The 22,129-nt window shown below is 67.2% G+C and carries 19 protein-coding genes; 5 read left to right on the plus strand and 14 right to left on the minus strand.

Annotated elements, in window-relative coordinates:
- Positions 1–74: 74 nt before the first annotated feature.
- Genes era through FB478_RS02655 form a run of 4 tightly spaced genes read right to left on the minus strand, consistent with a single transcriptional unit; the run spans position 75 to position 3,904 of the window.
- A complete protein-coding gene (era, locus tag FB478_RS02640) occupies positions 75–1,034 on the minus strand; it encodes a GTPase Era (RefSeq protein WP_018769269.1) in 960 nt (319 codons plus the stop codon).
- Positions 1,018–2,349, minus strand: coding sequence for a hemolysin family protein (locus FB478_RS02645; RefSeq protein WP_018769270.1), 1,332 nt, complete (start codon positions 2,347–2,349; stop codon positions 1,018–1,020). The genes era and FB478_RS02645 overlap by 17 nt, the downstream gene beginning before the upstream one ends.
- Entirely contained in the window at positions 2,346–2,819 is a 474-nt protein-coding gene (ybeY, locus tag FB478_RS02650) for an rRNA maturation RNase YbeY (RefSeq protein ID WP_018769271.1), read from the minus strand. Before ybeY ends, FB478_RS02645 begins: the two co-directional genes overlap by 4 nt.
- A complete protein-coding gene (locus FB478_RS02655; RefSeq protein ID WP_144599755.1) occupies positions 2,816–3,904 on the minus strand; it encodes a PhoH family protein in 1,089 nt (362 codons plus the stop codon). Before FB478_RS02655 ends, ybeY begins: the two co-directional genes overlap by 4 nt.
- A gap of 405 nt (positions 3,905–4,309) precedes the next feature.
- Between FB478_RS02655 and FB478_RS02660 the strand changes: the two genes are divergently transcribed.
- The gene (locus FB478_RS02660; protein WP_018769273.1) at positions 4,310–5,227 is read left to right on the plus strand and encodes a GerMN domain-containing protein; all 918 of its coding nucleotides are present in this window, start codon (positions 4,310–4,312) and stop codon (positions 5,225–5,227) included.
- On the opposite strand, the gene FB478_RS02665 is transcribed toward FB478_RS02660, so the two are convergent.
- The 3 genes from FB478_RS02665 to hrcA all read right to left on the minus strand — a co-directional run bounded on the left by FB478_RS02665 (position 5,214) and on the right by hrcA (position 8,224).
- A complete protein-coding gene (locus FB478_RS02665; RefSeq protein WP_144599756.1) occupies positions 5,214–5,993 on the minus strand; it encodes a 16S rRNA (uracil(1498)-N(3))-methyltransferase in 780 nt (259 codons plus the stop codon). The genes FB478_RS02660 and FB478_RS02665 overlap by 14 nt on opposite strands.
- A gap of 2 nt (positions 5,994–5,995) precedes the next feature.
- Positions 5,996–7,123 carry a molecular chaperone DnaJ gene (gene dnaJ, locus FB478_RS02670; protein WP_056390413.1) on the minus strand — a complete coding sequence of 376 codons (1,128 nt, stop codon included), beginning with the start codon at positions 7,121–7,123 and terminating at the stop codon, positions 5,996–5,998.
- Between the two features lie 87 nt (positions 7,124–7,210).
- On the minus strand, positions 7,211–8,224 hold the full coding sequence (gene hrcA, locus FB478_RS02675; protein ID WP_018769276.1) for a heat-inducible transcriptional repressor HrcA: 1,014 nt from the start codon (positions 8,222–8,224) through the stop codon (positions 7,211–7,213).
- 172 nt (positions 8,225–8,396) lie between these two features.
- Between hrcA and FB478_RS02680 the strand changes: the two genes are divergently transcribed.
- Positions 8,397–9,248 carry a DUF3097 domain-containing protein gene (locus FB478_RS02680; RefSeq protein ID WP_056390420.1) on the plus strand — a complete coding sequence of 284 codons (852 nt, stop codon included), beginning with the start codon at positions 8,397–8,399 and terminating at the stop codon, positions 9,246–9,248.
- Between the two features lie 119 nt (positions 9,249–9,367).
- Positions 9,368–9,778 (plus strand): DUF4870 domain-containing protein, encoded by a 411-nt coding sequence (locus FB478_RS02685; protein WP_018769278.1) that lies wholly within the window; start codon positions 9,368–9,370, stop codon positions 9,776–9,778.
- A 23-nt stretch (positions 9,779–9,801) separates the two neighbouring features.
- On the opposite strand, the gene hemW is transcribed toward FB478_RS02685, so the two are convergent.
- Together hemW and lepA are read right to left on the minus strand one after the other, a co-directional pair.
- The gene (gene hemW, locus FB478_RS02690) at positions 9,802–11,031 is read right to left on the minus strand and encodes a radical SAM family heme chaperone HemW (protein ID WP_144599757.1); all 1,230 of its coding nucleotides are present in this window, start codon (positions 11,029–11,031) and stop codon (positions 9,802–9,804) included.
- Positions 11,032–11,056: 25 nt separating this feature from the next.
- On the minus strand, positions 11,057–12,913 hold the full coding sequence (lepA, locus tag FB478_RS02695; protein WP_026265766.1) for a translation elongation factor 4: 1,857 nt from the start codon (positions 12,911–12,913) through the stop codon (positions 11,057–11,059).
- Positions 12,914–13,089: 176 nt separating this feature from the next.
- Here lepA and FB478_RS02700 point away from each other — a divergent pair, with 176 nt between their 5' ends.
- Positions 13,090–13,635, plus strand: coding sequence for a type II toxin-antitoxin system PemK/MazF family toxin (locus FB478_RS02700; protein WP_144599758.1), 546 nt, complete (start codon positions 13,090–13,092; stop codon positions 13,633–13,635).
- 169 nt (positions 13,636–13,804) lie between these two features.
- On the plus strand, positions 13,805–14,065 hold the full coding sequence (gene rpsT, locus FB478_RS02705; protein ID WP_018769282.1) for a 30S ribosomal protein S20: 261 nt from the start codon (positions 13,805–13,807) through the stop codon (positions 14,063–14,065).
- Positions 14,066–14,140: 75 nt separating this feature from the next.
- Here the strand turns inward: rpsT and holA are convergent, their stop codons facing one another.
- From holA to leuS, 5 genes are all read right to left on the minus strand, one after another.
- On the minus strand, positions 14,141–15,157 hold the full coding sequence (holA, locus tag FB478_RS02710) for a DNA polymerase III subunit delta (RefSeq protein ID WP_144599759.1): 1,017 nt from the start codon (positions 15,155–15,157) through the stop codon (positions 14,141–14,143).
- Entirely contained in the window at positions 15,091–16,974 is a 1,884-nt protein-coding gene (locus tag FB478_RS02715; RefSeq protein WP_261377343.1) for a ComEC/Rec2 family competence protein, read from the minus strand. The genes holA and FB478_RS02715 overlap by 67 nt, the downstream gene beginning before the upstream one ends.
- 230 nt (positions 16,975–17,204) lie before the next feature.
- The gene (locus FB478_RS02720; RefSeq protein ID WP_186447715.1) at positions 17,205–18,116 is read right to left on the minus strand and encodes a helix-hairpin-helix domain-containing protein; all 912 of its coding nucleotides are present in this window, start codon (positions 18,114–18,116) and stop codon (positions 17,205–17,207) included.
- A gap of 48 nt (positions 18,117–18,164) precedes the next feature.
- The gene (locus FB478_RS02725) at positions 18,165–19,184 is read right to left on the minus strand and encodes a DegV family protein (protein ID WP_144599760.1); all 1,020 of its coding nucleotides are present in this window, start codon (positions 19,182–19,184) and stop codon (positions 18,165–18,167) included.
- A gap of 87 nt (positions 19,185–19,271) precedes the next feature.
- The gene (gene leuS, locus FB478_RS02730; protein ID WP_056390433.1) at positions 19,272–21,797 is read right to left on the minus strand and encodes a leucine--tRNA ligase; all 2,526 of its coding nucleotides are present in this window, start codon (positions 21,795–21,797) and stop codon (positions 19,272–19,274) included.
- Positions 21,798–22,129 lie beyond the last annotated feature (332 nt).

A 22,129-nucleotide genomic window follows, 5' to 3' on the forward strand; every position in this document is an offset into this window, starting at 1 on the left:
AGAATCCGGTCCATTTTAGTGGTCCAGCCTGAAAAACTTGCCTGCCGCACTCCTGCGAACGTTCTTTTCGTGGATCAGAAACCCAGCTTGACCAGCTGTTTCGGGTCGCGCTGCCAGTCCTTGGCCACCTTGACGTGGAGGTCCAGGTAGATGCGCGTGCCCAGGAGGGCTTCGATGCCTTTGCGGGCGTTGGTCCCGACTTCACGCAACCGGCTGCCGCCCTTGCCGATGATGATGGCCTTCTGGGACGGCCGCTCGACATAGAGGTTGACGCGCACATCAAGCAGGGGGCTGTCGTCAGGCCGGTCCTCCCGGGGAACGATTTCCTCCACCACCACGGCCAGGGAATGGGGAAGCTCGTCCCGGACACCCTCAAGGGCAGCTTCGCGGATCAGTTCCGCCACCATGACTGCCTCGGGCTCATCCGTCAGTTCGCCGTCCGGGTACAACGGGGGCGACGGCGGCATGTGGCTGATCAGCACGTCGGCGACTGTTTCCACCTGGAAGCCGTCAGTGGCGGATACCGGAACGATGTCCTTCCAGCCGTCCTCCCCCATTACTTCGCGGCCCAGGGCCGCCACCGCAAGGAGCTGTTCGGTGAGCGCCTGCTTGTCCACGAGGTCAGTTTTGGTGACGATGGCGATCACCGGTTTGCGGCCGACGGCGGCAAGCTGGGCGGCGATGAACCTGTCGCCGGGGCCGATTTTCTCGTTGGCCGGCAGGCAGAATCCGATGGCGTCCACCTCGGCGAGGGTATCCGCGACGAGGTCGTTCAGGCGCTTGCCGAGCAGGGTGCGGGGACGGTGCAGGCCCGGAGTATCCACCAGGATCAGCTGGGCGTCCTCGCGGTGCACGATGCCCCGGATGGTGTGCCGCGTGGTCTGCGGTTTGGCGGACGTGATGGCCACCTTCTTGCCCACCAGCGCGTTGGTCAGGGTGGACTTGCCCGCATTGGGCCTGCCGACGAGCACCGAAAATCCGGCGCGGAATCCGCCGAAGTCGTCCGTGGCCGCAGCCTTATTTTTCTTGCTCACGTGGAACTCCCTGCTGGGTTGCTTCGGCCTCTTCCAGGAGGCCTTCAAGGTCAGTCTCTACTCTTGGTACCGGCGCCGCAATGATGTGGCTGACCCGGTTCCGCCGGCCTTCAAGCCGGTCCGCACGCAGCGATACGCCCTGCACTTCCACGCTGCTGCCCACGATCGGGACGCGGCCAAGTGCCTTGGCGAGGAGGCCGCCCACGGTGTCCACCTCGTCGTCGTCGATTTCCAGGTCGAAGAGCTCGCCGAGATCGTCGATGCCCATCCGGGCACTGACCCGGTAGGAACCGTCCCCCAGCGCGACGGCTTCCGCGCTCTCGGTGTCATATTCGTCGACGATCTCGCCGACGATCTCCTCGATCAGGTCCTCGAGGGTTACCAGTCCGGCGGTGCCGCCGTATTCGTCGATCACGATCGCAACGTGCGTGGACTCCTTCTGCAGTTCACGCAGGAGGTCGCTCACAGGCTTGGACTCCGGCACGTAGCGCACCTCGCGGGCCAGCGACTCGACCAGCGGCGGCTCCTGGTCCGCACGGAGCTGGTGGATCACTGCAGCAACGTCCTTGAGGTACACGATGCCAAGGATGTGGTCAGTGTTCTCGTTGATGACCGGGATCCGCGAGTATCCGGACCGCAGGAACAGGGACATCGCCTGGTGCAGGCTGGACCCGGCGTCAATGCTGACGATGTCCGTCCTGGGAACCATGACGGCGCGCACCAGGGTGTCGCCGAAGTCGAAGACCGACTGGATCATCTCCGCTTCGGTGTCCTCGATCATGTCGGACTCGCTGGCACGGTCCACCAGTTCCCGGAACTCCTGTTCGCTGAAGAACGCATCGTCGCCGCCCGGCGCCCCGGGGGCCGCCGAACTTCCCAACGCCACCAACCAGCCGGGAATCGGTCCCAGCACGCTGGTGAGGAACCGGACCATCGGGGCAGTGAAGCGGACAACGGCAGTGGAGTGCAGCCTGCCCAGCTGGCGGGGCGAAACGCCCACGATCACGAACCCAAGAAGGGCCATGATGCCGGTGGCGACCAGGCCGGCAAGCCACACGTTGTCCAGCAGGCTGGAGATCAGGACGGCGACGGCCACCGCGGAGGCCATCTCGAACCACACCCGCCAGAAGCGCAGCGCCCGGGTGTGGGCCACGGGCTCGGCAAGGATGCGCCGCATGGCGGTGCCGCGGCTCCTGTGCAGAGCATCTTCGGCGTCGTGCCGGGGAAGGAAACTGAAGGCGGCCTCGGCCGCTGTCAGCAGGGCCGCGACGGCAAGGAAAACCAATGCCACCGCGACCAGGAGCAGTTGCGTCACTGGGTCGTCTCTGCAGGTGCTTCTTTGCCCGTGAAGCCGGACAGGAGTTCCCGCTGGAGCCCGAACATCTCTGCCTTCTCCTCCGGTTCGGCATGGTCATAGCCCAGCAGGTGAAGGATGCCGTGTGTGGCCAGCAGCAGCATCTCGTCCTGCAGCGAGTGGCCGGCGTTCCGGGCCTGCACCTTTGCAACCTGCGGGCAGATGGCAATGTCACCCAGCATGCCCTGCGGGGTGGGCCGGTCGGGCGTCCCCGGGGTCAATTCGTCCATGGGAACCGAGAGCACGTCGGTGGCACCCGGTTCGTCCATCAGTTCAATGTGCAGCTTCTCCATGGCCGGCTCATCCACGAGGAGGATGGACAGTTCGGCCTGCGGATGAATGTAGAGCTGCTCAAAAATGTACCGCGACAGTGCCACGAGCTCCGACTCCTCCACCTGGACGCCGGACTCGTTGTTCACCTCGATGCTCACGCGTGTTCCCCCCGTTTTTCCCGGCCGGCTGAATGCTTGAGCCGGCTCCGCTGGGCTTCATCCCAGATGCTGTACGCGTTGACGATGTCCCCGACCAGCCGGTGCCGCACCACATCGGCGGCATCCAGGACCGAGAAGCTCACGCCGTCGATTCCCTGCAGGATTTCCTCAACGATCCGCAGCCCGGAACGCGTCCCAAACGGCAGGTCCACCTGGGTGACGTCTCCGGTGACCACCATCTTGGATCCGAAACCGAGCCGGGTGAGGAACATCTTCATCTGTTCCGGCGTGGTGTTCTGCGCCTCGTCAAGGATGATGAAGGCGTCGTTAAGCGTCCGGCCGCGCATGTAGGCCAGGGGTGCCACTTCAATGGTGCCGGCCGCCATCAGGCGCGGAATGGATTCGGGGTCCATCATGTCGTGCAGGGCGTCGTAGAGCGGCCGGAGATAGGGGTCGATCTTGTCGCTGAGCGTGCCGGGGAGGAAACCAAGCCGCTCCCCCGCTTCCACCGCGGGGCGGGTCAGGATGATCCGGCTGACCTCTTTTTGCTGCAGCGCCTGGACGGCTTTTGCCATGGCCAGGTACGTCTTGCCGGTGCCGGCCGGACCAATGCCGAAGATCACGGTGTTGGCGTCGATGGCGTCAACATAGTTCTTCTGGTTCAGCGTCTTGGGCCGGATGGTCCTGCCGCGGCTGGAGAGGATGTCGTGGGTGAGCACATCCACGGGATTCTGCAGTGACTGCGTGCGCAGGAGGGACACCAGCTGCTGCAGCACAGCAGGAGTGATGACCGTGCCGCGGGCCACCAGGCCACGGACTTCCTGCAGGAGCCGCATGATCCGGGGAACATCACCGGCGGGGCCGTTGATGGACAGTTCATTACCCCGGGCATGGAAGTTGACGGCCGGGAACTGCTCTTCGATGAACCGCAACGCCTCGTCATGGCTGCCGAGTGATTGAACCATCTGGTCGGAGTTCTCAAAGAGGACTACTTCAGTCCGGGTGCCGGGCAGGGAGTGCGGGAATTCACCCGGACTGCCTTCGCCCGTATTGAGCCGGCGCTTACCATTTGCTGATTCAGTCATGGTGCTGGCCCGCAGGCCCGTGGTCCCCTCGAAGATCGACATCAATGTTTGCGTTCGCTGATGCCGGCGCCCGTTGGACGGTGCTCCTGGCCCCAGCGATCCCTTTATCTTACGCCAGCGCGGGGCCGGGCCGGATACCAGGCCGCCATGGAGCAGCGGCTGCAACCCGTCCGGAGGGTGCCGGGACGTCCTTAGGTATCAACTTCATATCGGCCTCATATCGTTCCCGTTGCAGTTGTGCCCGCGGAGGCAAAGAGCGGCTGGGCGGCCGCGCCGCTGTGCAATGCTGGAAATCCAGCATCTGCTGGAACACCAGGCCGCCAGGGGGATCGGCCCGCCACGCCAGGAAAGGACAATGGCAGGACAGTGCCGGAAACCTCTGCGCCCGAAAGGGCAGGACGACCGATGGGCCGTCTGCGCCCCGCCGTCCTTGCAGGAATCCTGGTCCTGGTTCCGGTCCTTGCGGGCTGCACGGCCGAGGGCGGCCCCTCACCCACCGGCACCATCGCCTCGGTGCCGGCAACGGGCGGCACCATGCCGGACACGCTGTCCACCAGCGCCCCGCTGGAAACCGCACAGTCCTCCAACAAGGCGCCGGTCTACTGGATCGGCCGCAGCGGCGGGAACATCTTTCTTTACCGGGAATTCCGCGACGTCCCTGAACAGGAGAACCCGGTCACCCGCGCCCTGCGGGCCATGATGTCCGAGAAGCCGCTGGACCCTGACTTCTTCACGCCCTGGCAGAACCCGGACAAACTTGCCACCTCAATCTCCGGCAAGGACGTCATCACCGTCGACGTCTCCTCGGACGCTTTCAACAGCAACCTCGATGCCGACATGGCTGCCCGGGCCATCCAGCAGCTGATCTACACGGCAACCGCTGCCGCCGCCAGTTCGGGCCTGATCGACACCGGCCAGCAGATCCGGGTCCGGATCCTCGTGGACGGCCACACGGACTACGTGGCCTTCGGCAAAGTGCAGCTCGGGGCCCTGATGACCCGCGCCGCGGGCCTGGTGGCGCCCGTCTGGATCATTGATCCCCAGGAGAACGCCGAAGTGCCCGGCGGGAGCGTGAAGATCACCGGCCGCAGCACATCGCCCGGGGCGAAGCTCCGCTGGCAGATCCTGCAGTCTACGGACGGCGGCAGCAAAGCACCGTTCCTGGCGGGTGAAACCACGGCTGCGTCCGAACAGGGGCAGGCCGGCGTCTTCACCCTGGCCCTGAACCTTCCGCCGGGCGATTACATGCTGCGGGTGGCCCAGGCCGGCTCCGGCGGGGAACCGGACCGGAACGAGGACACGAGGTCCTTTAAGGTCCGGTAGCCGTCCACCGGCCAAGGACGTCGCTGGCAAGCACGACGGCGGCCGGGCCGGCTGTGGAGGACCGCAGGACATGGTGCCCCAGGAGGGCGGTCACGGCGCCCTTATCGCAGAGTTTGGTTACCTCCCGCTGGCTGATGCCGCCCTCCGGACCGACGATGAGCAGGATTTCCCGGGGTCCGGAGCCTGCTTTCCCTTGCCATGCTTCAAGGACGGTGCGCAGCGGCCGAACGGCGTCCTCATGCAGGATGACAGCGAGGTCGGCAGCTTCCACGGCAGCGGAAAGCCCGGCAGTGTCGACGGCGGACCGCACTTCGGGGATCCAGGCGCGCCGTGCCTGCTTGGCGGCCGCGGCCACGGAGGATTCCCATTTGGCATGGGCCCGGGCTGCGCGGTCGCCCTTCCAGCGGACGATTGACCGTTCGGACTGCCAGGGTATGACGGCGTCGATGCCCAGTTCCGTGGCCGTCTCGATGGCCAGCTCGTCGCGGTCCCCCTTGGCGAGGGCCTGGACCAGCACCAGCCGGACGTCCGGCCTGTCTTCGACGGTCAGCGTCCCGCATTCCACCTCGAGTGCGGAGGGAGCGGCGGACACCACCTTCCCGGTCATCCGGGTGCCGGCGCCGTCGACGATGTCCACCGCTTCGCCGGGAGACAGCCGTTTGACGGTGACGGCATGCCGCGCCTCCGCCCCGTCGAGGACAAAGAGTTGGCCGGCCGCCATCCCGGCCAGCGAACCGGGGGGCGTGAAGAAGACGGGGTTGCTCACCGCTACAGGTTACCGAGCCGGTCCCGGAGCTTGGCGAACATGCCGCCGCTGGCAGCGAGCTTGCCCTCGGTGATCTGTTCACCACGGAGCTTGGCCAGTTGGCGCAGGAGGTCCTCCTGCGCGGGGTCGAGCTTGGCCGGGGTGTCCACCTGGAGGTGGACCTTCAGGTCGCCGCGGCCGTAGCCCCTCAGGTGGGTGACGCCGAGGCCGCGCAGGGTGATGATCTCCCCCGACTGGGTACCGGGCTTGACGTCGATCTCCTGCGTGCCGTCGAAGGTTTCCAGGCTGACATCCGTGCCCAGGGCGGCTGCCGTCATGGGGATGTGCAGGGTGGCGTGCAGGTCGTCGCCCTCCCGCACGTAGGTGGCGTCATTGTTGACGCGGATCTCCACGTACAGGTCGCCGGCCGGACCGCCCGCGGGGCCGGCCTCGCCCTGGCCGGAGAGCTGGATCCGGGTTCCGGTGGCCACACCGGCAGGGACCTTGATGGTCAGCGACCGGCGGCTGCGGATACGGCCCTGGCCGCTGCACTCGTTGCAGGGATCCTTGATGACGGTGCCGAAACCTTCGCAGGTGCCGCAGGGGGCGGCCGTCATGACCTGGCCGAGGATGGAGCGGACGGCCCGCTGGACCTGTCCGCTGCCGCCGCAGATGTCGCAGCGTTCCGGATGGGTGCCGGGGCGGCAACAGGATCCGTCACAGGTGGGGCAGACCACGGCGGTGTCCACTTCGAGTTTCTTGTTCACGCCGAACACGGCGTCGCGGAGGTCGATCCGTACGCTGATCAGGGCATCCTGGCCGCGGCGGACACGGGAAGCCGGACCGGACGTGCCGCCGGCGCCGAAGAAGGTGTCGAAAATATCCTGGAACGCGAAGCCCTGGCCCGCGTAGCCTGCGCCGCCGAAACCGTTGTCGGTGCCGTTCTCATTGCCGGTGGTGTCGTAGATCCGGCGCTTCTGGGGGTCCGAAAGCACCTCGTAGGCGTGAGTTACTGCCTTGAACCGTTCCGATGCGTCCGCACCGGGGTTTACGTCCGGGTGAAGGGTGCGGGCCAGCTTGCGGTAGGCCTTTTTGATTTCTTCACCCGTCGCTTCGGGTGAGACTCCAAGGACGTCATAGTGGCTGCTCAAAGTTCGTATCTCTTCCTTGTTGTACTGCGTTCAGTTGGGCGGCCCGGCTCTTGCTTTCCGGCCGAAGCGCGCTCCGGCGGCCAAGAGTCAGGGCCCCAAAATCCTGGAAAGGTAGCGCGCCACTGCCCTGACGGCGGCCATGGTGGTGGGGTAATCCATCCGGGTGGGCCCGAGGATGCCTACTTTCGCCGAGCTGTCCGGACCGTAGGCAGTGGCCACCACGGAGGCCTCGGCAAGGCCGTCGTACGGGTTCTCCCGTCCGATGCTGACAGCGACGCCGCGGTGGTCCTGGGCCATTTCGCTCAACAGCCGCAGCATCACCACCTGTTCCTCCAGCGCCTCGAGCACCGGGCCGATGCTGAGGGGGAAGTCGACGTTGGACCTGGCCAGATTGGCGGTGCCGGCCATGACCATCCGGTCCTCCCGGCTGTTTTGCGCCAGGCCCTCCAGTCCGAGCGCCAATGCGTGTGCCGCCTGCCGCTGCGGGTGCGGGGTGGCGGCGACGACGGCGGGCAGCGCCTGGGCCAGTTGGCGCAGCGGTGTTCCGCCCAGTGCACCGAGGAACCGGGTGCGCAGTTCGGCCAGTGCGTCGTCGCCAAGGTCCTGCCCGACGTCGATCACCCGCTGCTCCACCTTGCCGCTGTTGGCGATCAGGACGACGAGGACCTTGCGCGGGGCGAGCAGGACGAATTCGATGTGCCGGACCAGTGCCCTGCTCAGGTGCGGATACTGCACCACGGCAACCTGGTTGGTCAGCTGCGACAGCAGCCGGACGGTCCTCTCCAGCACGTCGTCGAGGTCGTCCGCGCCTTCGAGCAGGGACTGGATGGCGCGGCGTTCGGCGGCCGAGAGCGGCTTGACAGCCGAGATTTGGTCCACAAAGAGCCGGTAGCCCTTGTCCGTGGGAATCCGGCCGGCACTGGTGTGCGGGGCGGTGATCAGCCCCTCGTCCTCCAGTGCGGCCATGTCATTGCGGATGGTGGCGCTGGAAACACCAAGATGATGCCGCTCCACCAGGGCCTTGGACCCAACCGGCTCGCGGGAGTGGACGTAGTCCTCCACGATGGCCCGCAGTACTTCCAGCTTGCGTGGCTCGCTCACTCTCCACCTCCATCCATGGTTCGGGGCGCATGCCCCTCCCGATGCAAACCCAGGGTTAGCACTCGACATGCCTAAGTGCTAACAGTCTATTATGCCTCGGCCCGTTGTTAGCATTGGTACCGCTCCGGGCGAAATTGCGGAGTTGAACACTAGCGCTAGGCGGATCAAATCCATGGATTACCGGAACTGGGGCCCACGCGGCATATCCGCTCCCGCACGGACGGAACTGCCTGAGGTCCCCGTGGAGCGCGGCATGGTGCTCGAGGAAGTGCAGTCGGGCTGGGTGGGTGCCGTGACCCGGGTGGAGAAATCCGGCGGCATGCATGTGGTGGCGCTGGAGGACCGCAGGGGAAAATCGCGTTCCTTCCGCCTTGGGTTCGGCTTCCTCCTGGAGGGCCGGCCGATCCGGCTGATGCCACCCGCCCCCCGGCCGGCCGCTGCCGGTCCCGCGGCGGGCAGGACGGCCTCGGGGTCCGTTCGGGTCGCCGGACAACGCGCCCAGGTGGCCAAGGCCAGCCGGATCTGGGTGGAAGGCAAGCACGACGCCGAACTGGTGGAAAAGGTCTGGGGAGACGACCTCCGGGTGGAGGGCATCGTCGTCGAGCCCCTGCACGGCATTGACGACCTTGCCGCAGCCGTCGCGGACTTCAGGCCGGGGCCTGGCCGCCGTCTTGGCGTCCTGGTGGACCACCTGGTTCCTGACTCCAAGGAGTCCCGCATCGCGGATGCCGTCATGGCCTCCCCGGGCGCCGCAGGCAACGTCCTGATCGTCGGTCACCCCTACGTGGACGTCTGGCAGGCGATCCGGCCCGCTGTCCTTGGCATCGACAAATGGCCGGCCGTGCCCCGCGGGCAGGACTGGAAGACGGGGATCCTGAAAGCCTTCGGCTGGCCCCACGCCACCAAGGAAGATGTCGGCCTGGGATGGCAGAAGCTGCTGGGCGCCGTGCGCACGTACGCGGACCTCGAAGCGTCGCTGCTGGGCAGGGTCGAGGAAGTCATCGATTTCCTGACCGTGCCGTGAAGGGCGGACGGCGTCCCGGGAACCAGTATTCTTGGTAGTGCGGTTCCTTGTTTCCTGAGGCACTGCGCACCGCGCCGGAATTGTAGTCAGCACCACTTGCACCTTCGAAGGAACAGACTGTGGCAGAAAACGCACGTGATCACAGGGACGGCCAGGGCCGTTCCGAGTACCATGGCGTCCCCGCCAACGCCCTGCCGCTTACGGCCAGCGAAGACCGCCAGTGGGCGACGCTGGCGCACTTCGGCGGGATCCTGGGGTGCGTCCCCTCGCTGCTGATCTACTTGATCTTCCGTGACCGCGGGCCATTTACCGCCCAGGAATCCAAGGAAGCGCTGAACTTCAGCCTGCCGCCCACCATCGCCGCGGTGCTGGCCAACATCCTGGTGTTCGTCCCCTACGTCGGGAACATCTTCGCGGTCATTGCCACGCTGATCTGGGTGGCGCTCACGTGCTTCTCCGTCGCGGCAGGGATCCACGTCAACCGGGGCCAGCCGCACCGCTACCAGTACAACCTGCGCTGGATCAAGTAAGGGCAACTGCCCGCGGGCCGGCTCTAGTCCGGCAGGATGCGGCGGACTACTGCGTCTGCCAAGAGCCTGCCCTTGAGGGTCAGGACCAGGCGTCCGCGGAATGCGGCAGCAGGATCAACCAGGCCGGCTGCGATCAGTCCGGCCACCTCGTGGCGTCCCCCGGCACTCAGCGTTGAGACATCCAGTCCCGACTGGAGGCGGGCCTCCAGCATGACCCGCTCCAGGTTCCTTGTTTCCGCGTCCAGGGTTTCCCTGCCGGCGGCGGGCGAAAGCCCCTGCGACAGCCGGTTCGCGTAAGCGGACGGGTGCTTAACGTTCCACCAGCGGACCCCGCCCATGTGTGAGTGCGCGCCCGGGCCGATGCCCCACCAGTCGTCACCCCGCCAGTATGCGAGGTTGTGGCGGCAGGCCTGCTCCGGAGTCCGCGCCCAGTTGCTGACCTCGTACCAGCCAAGTCCGGCTTCGGTGATCAGCTGGTCGGCGAGCTCGTACTTGTCGGCGTGGTCGTCGTCGTCGATTCCCGGGACTTCGCCGCGGCGCATCTGCGCGGCCAGCTTGGTGCCCTCCTCAACGATCAGCGCGTAGGCGCTGATGTGGTCCGGCCCGTAGGAAAGCGCCGTTTCGAGGGAGTGCCGCCAGTCGGCCAGCGACTCCCCCGGCGTCCCGTAAATCAGGTCCAGGCTGACAGCCAGTCCTGCCTCGCGCGCCCACTGCACCACCTGCGGCACCCGGCTGGGCGTATGGGTCCGGTCCAGCACCTTGAGCACGTGCGGAACCGCGGACTGCATCCCAAAGGACACCCTGGTGAACCCGGCGTCCTTGAGGACGGCAAGGGACTCCGGCGTGACGGAATCGGGGTTGGCTTCGGTGGTGACCTCGGCGCCGTCGTCAATGCCCCATTGGTCGATGGCGGCCCGGAGGATCAGGGCGAGGTCATCGGCCGGCAGCAGCGTGGGCGTGCCGCCGCCAAAGAAGACGGTGCTGAGCTTCCGGTCCGGCAGCCCTGAACGTGACAGCACAGCAGCCGCCAGCGACACCTCGGACACGGCGGTCTGGGCGTATGCGTCCTGGGACGCTCCGCCGCCAAGTTCCGTGGCGGTGTAGGTGTTGAAGTCGCAGTAGCCGCAGCGCACAGCGCAGAACGGGATGTGGACGTACAACCCGAAAGCCCGGGCCACCGCACCGTCCGCTGCCTGGGCAGGCAGCAGACCGTCCGACGGCGCCGGGTCGCCGAGGGGAAGAACGCTGGGCATCAGCGGGTCCCCCGCTGTGCGGTGGTCACTTCTTCTTGGCCTTGTCCTTCGATTCGTCGGTGGTCAGGGCGGCGATGAACGCTTCCTGCGGCACCTCCACTGTGCCCACCATCTTCATGCGCTTCTTGCCTTCTTTTTGCTTCTCCAGCAGCTTGCGCTTCCGCGAGATGTCACCGCCGTAGCACTTGGCCAGCACGTCCTTGCGGATGGCGCGGATGCTTTCGCGGGCGATGATCCTGGAACCGATCGCGGCCTGGATGGGCACTTCGAACTGCTGGCGGGGAATCAGTTCGCGCAGCTTGCCGGTCATCATCACGCCGTAGGCGTACGCCTTGTCCCGGTGCGTGATGGCGCTGAACGCGTCCACCTGTTCGCCCTGGAGCATGATGTCCACCTTCACCAGGTCGGCGGCCTGCTCGCCGTCGGCCTTCCAGTCCAGCGAGCCGTAGCCCCGGGTCTTGGATTTCAGGATGTCGAAGAAGTCGAAGACGATTTCCGCCAACGGCAGGCGGTAGCGGATTTCCACCCGGTCCTCGGAAAGGTAGTCCATGCCGCCCATGACGCCGCGGCGGGACTGGCACAGTTCCATGATGGCGCCGACAAATTCGTTGGGGGCCAGGATGGTGGCGGAGACCATGGGCTCGCGTACCTCGGCGATCTTCCCGGTGGGGTACTCGCTGGGGTTGGTCACCCGGACCACCTTCTTGTCCTCCAGGGTCACCTCGTATTCCACGTTCGGTGCGGTGGAGATGAGGTCGAGGTTGTATTCGCGCTCCAGGCGTTCGCGGGTGATCTCGAGGTGCAGGAGACCCAGGAAGCCCACGCGGAACCCGAAGCCGAGGGCAGCCGAGGTTTCCGGTTCGTAAACCAGCGCGGCGTCGTTGAGCATGAGCTTTTCGAGGGCGTCGCGGAGTACCGGATAGTCGGCGCCGTCCAGCGGATACAGGCCGGAGAACACCATGGGCTTGGCATCGGCGTAGCCGGGGAGGGACTCCGCCGCCGGCTTGGCCAGGTTGGTGACGGTATCGCCCACCTTCGACTGCCGGACGTCCTTCACGCCTGTGATCAGGTAGCCCACTTCACCGACGCCGAGCCCCTTGGACGGTGTGGGTTCCGGGGAGCTGACACCGATTTCCAGAAGCTCGTGCGAGGCCCTGGTGGACATCATCTGGATGCGCTCACGCGGATGGAGCATGCCATCCATCACACGCACGTAGGTGACCACGCCGCGGTAGGTGTCGTAGACCGAGTCGAAGATCATGGCACGGGCCGGGGCATCGGGGTTGCCCTTCGGCGCCGGCAGGTCGCGGACGATCTTGTCCAGGAGGGCCTCGACGCCGACGCCGGTCTTGCCGGATACGCGCAGGACGTCCTCGGGATCGCCGCCGATGAGGCTGGCCAGCTCGGCGGCGTACTTTTCAGGCTGCGCCGCCGGAAGGTCGATCTTGTTCAGCACCGGGATGATGGTGAGGTTGTTCTCCATGGCCAGGTACAGGTTGGCCAGCGTCTGGGCCTCAATGCCCTGCGCCGCGTCCACCAGCAGGATGGCGCCTTCGCAGGCCGCGAGTGACCGGGATACCTCGTAGGTGAAGTCCACGTGGCCGGGCGTGTCGATCATGTTCAGCGCGTAGCTGACGCCGTCCACCTCCCAGGGCATGCGGACGGCCTGGGACTTGATGGTGATGCCACGTTCCCGCTCGATGTCCATCCGGTCCAGGTACTGGGCCTTCATGTCACGCGCCTGGACCACACCGGTGGACTGCAGCATGCGGTCAGCCAGCGTGGACTTGCCGTGGTCGATATGCGCGATGATGCAAAAGTTCCGAATGATTGCCGGATCTGTCGCGGCGGGCACCGGTGCGGTGCGGGCCATGGGAGACACGCAGGGTCCTTACTGTTGGCTTTTCAGCAGCCACCCGCCGGGCAACGCCATAGGCGCCTGCGGAACAGCTGCACGTCTTGAACATCCAGTGTCCCACGTCCGGGACGCACGGACCGCATCCGGGCAGGGCGCCGCCCGGCAGTTCCATGCCGAACCACCGCCGATAGGCTTTTCGCATGGTCATTGATCTCCGCTCCCTGGGAAACGCCGTCCGCCGCGGCCTGCGCATGCTGCAGAAACGGCGGCCCGCCCCGCCGGCCCCGGGCCCCGGCCGGGACCGCCGGGCCATGCCTCAGGCTCCCGGCGGAGGTCCTGCCGGGTCCGGGTATCCCGGTGATTACCGCGGGCGGTCCGCCGTCCGGTATGCACCGCAGCCGGACGGCGACCCGGATCCGGGCGAGGTGGTGTGGGCCTGGGTCCCTTACGAGGAGGACCACGGCAAGGGGAAGGACCGGCCGGTGCTGCTGGTGGGGCATAACGGCCCGTTCCTCCTGGGACTGATGCTGACCAGCAGGGACAGGGTGCCTGCCGGTTCAACGTCCGGCGACTACGTGGACCTCGGTTCCGGGGACTGGGACAAGCAGGGCAGGCCCAGTGAAGTGCGCCTGGACCGTATCCTGCAGATCCGCCCTGACAGCATCCGGCGGGAGGGCGCCGTGCTGGACGCGGCGCGGTTTGAGAAAGTTGCGGCCGGGCTGCGCCGGCGACACGGCTGGACCTGACCAACCCAAATGGCCAGTGCCGCCGCTGACCTGCTATTCTTTATTGCTGTGTGTCCGTGCAGGTCGACGGTCACTGATGGCTGGCCGCCATAGGTATCCCCACGCCGCTCAGTCAAGGCCAGCCTGAAAGCCCTCTAGACCATTTCCGCATTACAAAGAGAGTTCACACGTGGCGAATATCAAGTCCCAGAAGAAGCGCATCCTGACCAACGAGAAGGCACGCCTGCGCAACAACGCAGTCAAGTCTGAGCTGAAGACGGCCATCCGCGCCGTCAACACCGCCGTTGAGTCCTCTGACAAGGAAGCTGCTACTACTGCGCTCGTTACTGCCAGCCGTAAGCTGGACAAGGCTGTCAGCAAGGGTGTTCTGCACAAGAACAACGCAGCGAACCGCAAGTCGGCGATCTCCAAGAAGGTCAACGCACTCTAAGGTTTCCAGTTCCCACGAACTGATGGTGTGGCCGGTACCGCAAGGTACCGGCCACACGCTTTTAATCGCTGCGGCCTACCTGCCCTGGACGGACATGGCAATCACCGTCACAGCGTGTTCGACGGCGTAGACGGGGTCCCGGGACAAGCCCTTGACCTGCGCATCAGCCTCCGCCGTGGCCTGGATGGACCGGACCAGGCCTTCCGGGGTCCAGCGCCGGACGTCCCGCTGTGCCTGCTCCACGAGCCAGGGCTGCATCCCGAGTTCCGCCGCGATCTGCGCGGGCGATCCGGAGGCGCCGGCCACCCGTGCTACAGTCCTCAGCTTCGAGGCGAGGGCTGCCACCAGCGGAACCGGGTCAGCACCGGTGGCAAGGGCGTGGCGCAGCGTCGACAGCGCCTCGGGGGCGTTTCCTGCCATTGCGGCGTCGGCGACCTTGAACGCGGTGGCCTCGATCCGTCCGCCGTAGTACTTGTCCACGGTCTCAGTAGTGACGGTGCTCCCTGCGTCGGCAATCAGTTGCGAGCACGCCGCGGCGAGTTCCGAAAGGTCGGCCCCCACGGCATTCACCAGCGCCTGGACGGCGTCCTGGTTGATCCGCCGCCCGGCCGCCTTGAACTCCGCCATGACGAACGAGACCTTGTCCGCATCCTTCTTCAGTGGCTGGCAGTCGACGACCGGCCAGCCACCCTTCTTAACGGCGTCGAGGAGCTTTTTGCCGCGTGCTCCGCCGGCGTGCCGGAGCACGACGACGGCGTCCTGTTCCGGGTGCTGCAGGTAGGCAAGGGCATCCGCCAGGAAGGCGTCGTTCATCCCTTCCACGGCCTCCACTTCAATGAGCTTGCTCTCACCGAACAGTGAAGGGCTCACCTGCATGGTCAGGGTGCCGGCGTCATAGCCGGCGGCGTTGATGCGGCTCAATTCGACGTCCGGCGCGGCCGCCCTGACCTGGGATCGGATCCTGTCCATGGCCCTGATGCCCAGGTACTCTTCCGGGCCGCTTATCAGCACGATCGAGGCCGGGGCTACGTCCCGCCAGGAGGCTGTGTTCGACGCCGGGGAGCGTGTTGCCCGCTTTTGCGCGACGGCCATCCAAGGTCCCTTCCGGAGGTTTTATTGCAGTATCCCAGCCTGCCACGTCTGCGCCCGCGGTCCAAGCTGCCCTTGCGGCGGACGTGCTGCAGCCGCAGCTCCATCAGCCCGATCAGTGCCACCGTGACGGCGTGCGCTTTCCGGACCTGGCAGGCGAACCGCAGGGGCCGGACCACTGCCCACACGGCCGCCAGGGTAACGGTGGACAACAGCACCATCGACAGCAGCCCGGGCACTCCCTCAGGCCAGGGCAGGGCGGAGCCGGGCAGCTGCGCCGTGAACCTGGCGGTGGCGGCGACCCCGGCGCTGAACGTTCCAGCCACAGCGATCAGAAACGTGGCGGCCCACGGAAGCAGGACCACCAGCGGCACCGCTGCCGTTCCCAGCAGGGTCACCGGCGCCACCAGGGGTGACACCACGACATTGGCCAGCAGCGAATAGGTGGCGAACCGGGGCTGCAGGAGGACGATGACGGGCCCGCACAACAGCTGTGCGGACAGCGGAACCGCAACGGCGGCGGCGATCCACCGGGGCACCGCTGCGGGAATCCAGGCGACGATCCGCCGCCCCAGGAGAATGATCCCCAGCGTGGCAAGGACGGACAGCAGGAATCCGAAACTGGTGCCAAGGGCAGGCTCGGCCAGTAGAAGGCCGATGACGGCGAGGCACAGGAAGCTCAGTCCGCGCCCTGGGCGTCCGCCCGCGAGGGCGGCCACCCCGATGGCACCCATGAGAGCGGCCCGCAGGACGCTGGCGTCCGGTCCCACCAGGACTATGAAGAGGGCCAGGCCGCAAAGTGCTCCAGCCGCAGCGGGAGCACGCGGCAGCCGGCACCGGCGGCACAGGAGCAGCAAGGCCCCCAGCACCAGGCTGCAGTTTGCCCCGCTGACCGCCGTTAGGTGGGTCATGCCCACAGCCTTCATGGCGTTGTCCAGTCCCTCGTCCAGTGCGCTGGTGTCTCCGGTGACCATTCCCGGAAGGAGTCCGCGGGCATCGGGTGACAGGAAAACCGCGGCGGAAACGAAGCGCGTCCGAAGCTCCTTCGCTGCCCCCTCCAGCAGCGAGCCTCCCATGGCCTTGCCGGGGGCGGTGGAGGCGGCCAGGGTTCCCGCGTCCTGGTCCCCCGGCTCCGCCGGCCGCAGCTTTCCTGCTGCGCGCAGGGTCTGCCCCGGCACCACCCCGCCCCAGCCTTGCCCGCCCATGATGGTGAGCCGCGCCCGTGTCCGCACCAGCATGCCGCCGGTGGTCACTTCCTGCGTCCACACCGGAACTGCCCAGCGTCCCGCCGACCCGCCCGGTCCTGCCATGGCACTTGGGTTTCCGGCCACCTCCACAATGGCGACGACGGACTTGCCGGCAGTGACCGCGTCGGCGAGGGGACCCTCGAACCGTTGGCTTGACGACGTTGCAGCGTGGGCTGCGGCGGCAGCGGCCAGCATCAGGGAGACGCCCAGGGCGGCGGGAAAGCTGCGTCCGGTGGCGCGGGGCGGCCCGGCCCGTTCCTGGTGGCCGACGGCGGGACGCGCAGTTCGTGCCGTGCGATGCCTGGCCGCGCGGGCCAGGAGGAGGCCGCCAAGTGCCGCCAGTGCGGAGCACAGTGCTGCAAGCTCCGCAGGCGGCAGCCAGAGCCCGGCCACTGAGGCGGTCCATACCAACAATGCCGGAAGGGCAAGGCGGAGGTCCGTGCGGCGTCGTGGTTCCGCGGGACTGGTATCAGCGTTTTCCTGGGCCTTGCCGCCATCGGCCACCCGCTGGCGCACGTGGTGCACGGCGCGCGTCCAGTGCCCCTGCAGCGGCCGGTGCCCGGTGGCCGGCAAGCAGGGGGTCCGTGGGTGGGCCGGTGTCGATGGCGGAGAAGGGGTCCCGGAGGCTTCCGTTGCGCCTGGAGGCGTCGGAGCCTGTGGTTCCAGGCCGGGGCCATTCACCGCGGATTCGATGAAGCGGTGCCAGGGACTGCGCCGTTGCTTTCCGCCGCCGGGATCGGGCGCATTCCTTCCCTGACCCTTGTCCCGGCCTCCCCTTCCTGAATTCGCTCCCACGGCCGTCCCTAGACCGTCACCAGCGGGAGCAAGGCCTCAAGCATTTTTGGTCCCACGCCGTCGACGGCGTCCAGTTCTTCCGCGCTCTTGAAGGGGCCGTGTTCCTTCCGCCAGTCCACGATCCGCTGGGCCAGGACCGGCCCGACTTTTGGCAGCGTGTCCAGCGTGGCAGCGTCCGCGGTGTTGAGGTTGACCTTTCCGCCGGTCTGGCCGGGTACCGTCCCCTGCTGCGCAGTGCCTGAACCAGCACCCATTGACCCAGTGCCGTCCGGACCTGCGGCACCGGCCGCGGAGGCCTGGGGTTCCCCTTGCCGCGGAACGTGGATTTTCTGGCCGTCCTCCATCACGAGCGCAAGGTTGAGCCGGTTGACGTCGGCGTCCGGAGTAGCACCGCCCGCCGCAGCGATGGCGTCGTCAACGCGGCTGCCGTGCGGCAGCCGGATAACACCGGGTCTGGCCACGGCGCCAACAACGTGCACCACCACCGTCCCCGCTGACGCGGAGCCGCCCTGCCCGCTGCCGGAATCCGGTGGGGCTGGGGTCCCGCCCTGGACGGAACCACTGTCACCGGCCGCTGCTGATGCGCCGCCGGAACCGGTGCCGCCCAACGGCAGGACCTGGGGCGCGGCCGCCCCGGCCTGCCACCAAAACCAGGCTCCCGCGGCCACGGCCAGAACAGCCAGCAGCACGGCGACGCGCAGCCCCACCCGCCACCGGAGCGAAGGCGCCACACCGGAACCAGCTCCGGAGCCACTGCCGGGTTTGTCTCCGCCCGCGTCACCGGAACCCCGGTACTCAAAACCGTCGGGGCCGGCCCCGTCCTGCAGGAGCCCGGAAGGTCCCTCCCCCAGGGTGGCATGGAGCCTCGCCCTCACATGGCGCGCCTGCTGACCTGCTGCTCCAGCATCCCGGCGTGACATAGCTCCACCCTAGGAACACGGTCCGCCGACCGGCAGCCGGCAAAGAGGCTATGTGGAAAGGTGCGCTTCGGCGGCCGGTCCGCCGTCCGTCCCGCCATCGGCGGCCGTCCTGCCCACGATGACCGCAAGGACGCCGAGGCCCGCATGGGCAGCGAGGACCGCCGGGAGGGAACTGATCTGGGCGGGCGGGCATTCGGGAAGTGCCGCTTCCAGCCGCGCGGCCAGGCTCTCCGCCTCTTCGGGGTTCCCGAAATGATGGACGGCCAGGCGCACGGCCTCTCCCGGACGCGCCGCCGCTTCGGCCACCACGATTTCCTCAAGGCGCGCCACGGCCCTGGCACCTGACCGCACCTTCTCCAGCGGGACGATCCTGCCGCCGTCGACCGCAAGGATAGGTTTGATGGCAAACATGGTGCCCAGCAGCGAGGCCGCGGCGCCGATCCGTCCGCCCCGCCGCAGCTGTTCCAGGCTGGGGACGTAGAAGAAGACCTTGGTGCGGGCTGCCTGGGCCGCTGCCGCGGCAGCAACCCCCGCATGGTCGGCGCCGGCGGCGGCTGCCTCCACGGCAGCCTGCACGGCCATCCCCTGTGCCATGCCCACGGTTCGGGTATCCACCACCTCCACGGGGATCCCCACCTTTGCCGCAGCAAGCCGGGCCGCGTCGGCAGTGCCGGAAAGTTCCCCGGAGATATGGACGGAAACGACCGCCTGGAATCCCCGGAGTTCGGCCGCGCGGTACGCCTGCTCAAATTGGCCCGGTGACGGCCTGGATGTTTTGACCTGCGTTCCGGAGGCCAGCGCCACGGCGATGGTCTCGAGGATGTCGTCTTCACCCTCGCCGTAGATTTCCCGGCCCACCATGACGGGCATGGGTGTCACGGTCAGGATGCCGTCCCGCGGCAGCCTGCCTGCATAGTCTGCAGGCAGGGCGGCAGCGGAATCAGTGACGACGGCGGTGCGCACCTCAGCGCTCCCGGCCGCCCGCCGCGTCCCCGGCCGCGCCCCGGGACGGAGGCCTGACAGCCGTGCACGGACCCATGGCCAGGCGGCGGCATTACTGTCGGGCAAGGGGCCTCCTGGAGACGGTGTCCGGATCAGTCAGCACCGGCCGCCGGAAAACTTCCCGCGGCCGGTGCGTGCTGCAGGGTGCAGCGCTTATGCCGGGACGATGTTGACCAGCTTAGGCGCACGGACGATGACTGTCCTGATGCCGCGGCCGTCAAGGGCGCGCTGGACGTTGTCGGACGCCAGGGCCAGCTCGCGGAGCTGATCCTCGGAGACGTCCGGGGACACCTCAAGCCGGTCACGGACCTTGCCCTGCACCTGGACAACGGCGGTGACCGTGTCCTGGACCAGGAGCGCGGGATCGTGGGCGGGCCAGCCTGCGTTGGCCACCGACGCCGGGTGGCCCAGCAGGTTCCACATGTCCTCGGCGGTGTATGGCGCGAAGAGGCTGAGGATCACGGCGACGGCTTCAGCGGCTTCGCGGACCGCCGGATCCGCCGCCCCTGCGCCGGAGTCAATGGCCTTGCGGGTGGCGTTGACCAGCTCCATCAGCTTGGCCACCACCACGTTGAACTTGTTGGCGTCCAGCAGTTCAGCGGCGTCCGCGATGGTGCGGTGCGTTACCGACCGCAGCGCGCGGTCGCCGGTGGTGGCGTCCACGCCGGGCCCGCTGGCCACGTCCTGCGCCAGGCGCCAGGCGCGGGCCAGGAATTTCGCCGAGCCCGACGGCGAAACATCGGCCCAGTCGACGTCGTCCTCCGGCGGGGAGGCGAAGATCATGGTCAGCCGGACCGCGTCCACACCGTACTTGTCGAGCTGCTCGCCGAGGTCCACGCCGTTGCCCAGCGACTTGCTCATGGCTTTGCCGCCGTTGAGTACCTGGCCCTGGTTCAGCAGGGCGCTGAAGGGTTCGTCGGCGTCGATCATGCCCAGGTCGTGGATGACCTTGGTGAAGAAGCGGGCGTACAGCAGGTGGAGGATGGCGTGCTCCACACCGCCGACGTACTGGCCCACGGGCATCCAGTCGTTGATCTTCTCCGGATCGAAGGGGCCCCCGGTGTAGTGCGGGGAGACGAAGCGCAGGAAGTACCAGGAGGAGTCGACGAACGTGTCCATGGTGTCGGTGTCCCGCTTGGCAGGGCCGTGGCAGGTGGGGCATTCGACGTTGACCCAGGACTCGGCCGCGGCCAGCGGCGAGGTGCCCTTCGGGGCCAGGTCCTCGCCGCGGAGGTCCGAGGGAAGGGTCACGGGCAGCTGCTCATCGGGAACGGGGACTTCGCCGCAGGACGGGCAGTGGATGATGGGGATGGGGGTGCCCCAGAACCGCTGCCGGCTCAGGAGCCAGTCGCGGAGCCGGAAGTTCACGAACTTCTCGCCGGTGCCCTGCCGCTCCAGGATGGTGATGGCCGCCGGGATGGCCTCGGCCTTGGGCAGTCCGTCGAGCTCGCCGGAGTTGATCAGGGTGCCCTCCCCCGAGGTGGCGGTGCCCGAGACGGCGGGGTCCTCTTCGCCGGTGTCCAGGACGGCGCGGACCGGCAGGTTGAACGCGCGGGCGAAGTCGAGGTCCCGCTGGTCATGCGCGGGCACGGCCATGATGGCGCCCGTGCCGTAGTCGGCCAGGACGTAGTCGGCAGCCCAGACCGGCAGTTTTTCGCCGTTCAGCGGGTTGATGGCGTAGCGGCCGGTGAAGACACCGGTCTTTTCGCGCTCGGTGGACTGGCGTTCGATCTCGGAGAGCGCCTTGACCCGTTCACGGTATTCGTCCAGGGCAGCTGCGTGGTCGTCCGTGACAAGTTCGACGGCGAGCGGCGCGTCGGCAGCCACCACGAAGAAGGTTGCCCCGTACAGGGTGTCCGGGCGGGTGGTGAAGACCGTGACCTCCTTGGCGGGCTTGCCGCCGTCGGCCTCGATCACGAAGTTGACGTGGGCACCCTCGGACCGGCCGATCCAGTTCTTCTGCATGGCCAGGACGCGCTCGGGCCAGTGGCCGCGCAGCTCGTCCATGTCATCCAGCAGGCGGTCCGCGTAGTCGGTGATCTTGAAGTACCACTGGTTGAGCGACTTCTTGGTCACGGTGGTGCCGCAGCGCTCGCAGGCGCCGTTGACCACCTGCTCGTTGGCCAGGACGGTCTGGTCCTTGGGGCACCAGTTGACCGGGGAGTTCTTCCGGTAGGCCAGCCCGCGCTCGTAGAAGCGCTTGAACAGCCACTGGGTCCAGCGGTAGTACTCGGGGTCGGAGGTGTGGAGGCGGCGCGACCAGTCGGCGGAGATGGCGTACCGCTTGAAGGACGCTGCCTGGGTGTCGATGTTGGCGTAGGTCCACTCGCTGGGGTGGGCGTTGCGCTTGATGGCAGCGTTCTCCGCGGGCAGGCCAAAGGAGTCCCAGCCGATGGGGTGCAGGACGTCGTACCCCTTCTGGCGCAGGTAGCGGGCCACGACGTCACCCATGGCGAACGCTTCGGCGTGGCCCATGTGCAGGTCACCGGACGGGTACGGGAACATGTCAAGCACGTAGCGGCGCTCCCGGGACCCGTCATCCACCGGGGTGAAGACCTTGAGGTCCTCCCACACCTGGGGCCATTTGGCCTCCATGGCGGTGAAACTGTAGGTGCCCTCTTCAGGCTCCGCCGATACTGTTGTTGCTGTTCCGGTCTCTGTCTCCGGCTGAACGCCCACTGCTGCCCTCTTCTGTTCTGTTACGGCATCGGTGCTGCCATAACGGCCTGATCCTCCTGCTGCCGGCCCGGCGCCATACCCCGGACACACAAAAGCCCCTCGCCAAGGGAGGGGCTGCCGCTCAGCTATCCGATATCCGGAGCCGGCGGCTAACTAAGCAGAAGGATCGCACGCATGGCTCTACTTTAGCGCACCGCCAGTGTAAACAAGTGCCGGATTACCGCCCAGCCGATGAGGGCACGCGCCGGAGCCCGCATCCCCCTAAAGCCACCACCCCCGAATTGGGTGCTCCCCCTACTGCCGGAGCCGCAAAGTTGAGGGGCTAAGTACTC

Origin of the sequence: Arthrobacter sp. AG367, assembly GCF_007828995.1 — a bacterium.
Taxonomy (GTDB): domain Bacteria; phylum Actinomycetota; class Actinomycetes; order Actinomycetales; family Micrococcaceae; genus Arthrobacter.

What these genes read in the sequence shown, in the direction of transcription:
- hemW (WP_144599757.1), bottom strand. Translation starts at nt 11,031, where the DNA reads ATGCCCAGCGTTCTTCCCCTCGGCGACCCGGCGCCGTCGGACGGTCTG.
- FB478_RS02660 (WP_018769273.1), top strand. Translation starts at nt 4,310, where the DNA reads ATGGGCCGTCTGCGCCCCGCCGTCCTTGCAGGAATCCTGGTCCTGGTT.
- FB478_RS02655 (WP_144599755.1), bottom strand. Translation starts at nt 3,904, where the DNA reads ATGACTGAATCAGCAAATGGTAAGCGCCGGCTCAATACGGGCGAAGGC.
- FB478_RS02680 (WP_056390420.1), top strand. Translation starts at nt 8,397, where the DNA reads ATGGATTACCGGAACTGGGGCCCACGCGGCATATCCGCTCCCGCACGG.
- holA (WP_144599759.1), bottom strand. Translation starts at nt 15,157, where the DNA reads ATGGCCGTCGCGCAAAAGCGGGCAACACGCTCCCCGGCGTCGAACACA.
- FB478_RS02720 (WP_186447715.1), bottom strand. Translation starts at nt 18,116, where the DNA reads ATGTCACGCCGGGATGCTGGAGCAGCAGGTCAGCAGGCGCGCCATGTG.
- FB478_RS02700 (WP_144599758.1), top strand. Translation starts at nt 13,090, where the DNA reads ATGGTCATTGATCTCCGCTCCCTGGGAAACGCCGTCCGCCGCGGCCTG.